The sequence below is a fragment of the Devosia geojensis genome, assembly GCF_000969415.1.
Classification (GTDB): Bacteria; Pseudomonadota; Alphaproteobacteria; order Rhizobiales; family Devosiaceae; genus Devosia; species Devosia geojensis.
The window spans coordinates 1-584 of record NZ_JZEX01000095.1 but is presented as its reverse complement, the minus strand read 5'-3'; the positions used below and the strand labels follow the sequence as shown (position 1 = coordinate 584).

General features: G+C 53.4%; 1 protein-coding gene. It reads right to left on the bottom strand.

The window, feature by feature from the left end; genetic code table 11:
• Window positions 1-117: 117 nt before the first annotated feature.
• Window positions 118-584, bottom strand: a 467-nt coding sequence (locus VE25_RS22950; RefSeq protein ID WP_201776067.1) for a hypothetical protein, incomplete at its 5' end; no start/stop codon positions are given.

Below are 584 nucleotides of genomic sequence, written 5' to 3'. Positions count from 1 at the left end.
CTTTTTGTTCATCTCCCCTCCCGATCCTTCTCTGCTTCTTCTTTTCTCCCCCCCCCCCCCCCCCCCCATCCCTTCTTCTCTTCCCTCGCCTATCGTTCTCCTGCCGTTCTTCTCTCCTTACCACATCCTCGATTCCCCCACCGCCTCTCCCGTCTTCGCCACCTTCCCCGTCTCTGCCACTCCCTCCCTCGTCCTCCCCCCCTCCGCCCTCCTCTCCCGCTCTCGGCTGGCGTCGGCTACTGCCCCTCCCATTGTTTTTTTCCCTTTCTCTTTTTCCCCTCTTCCCCTCCCCCCTCCTCCCCCCCCTCCTCTCTTCCTTCCCTCTCTCTCTTCCTCCTTCTTTCTTCCCTTTCTCTCCATCCCCTTTCCCATCCTCTTCTTCTCCTTCCTTCCCTCCCCTCCTCCCTTCTCTTTTCTTTCTCTTTTCTTCTCTTCTCTTTTCCTTCTTTTCTTTCTTTCTTTCTTCTTCTTCTCCTTTTTTTTTCTTTCTCTCTCTACCCCCCTTTCTTTTTTTCTCCTCTTTCCCTCCCCTCCCTCCTTCTTTCTCTCTCCTCCTTTTTTCTCCTTCTTTTCTTCCTTCTTTT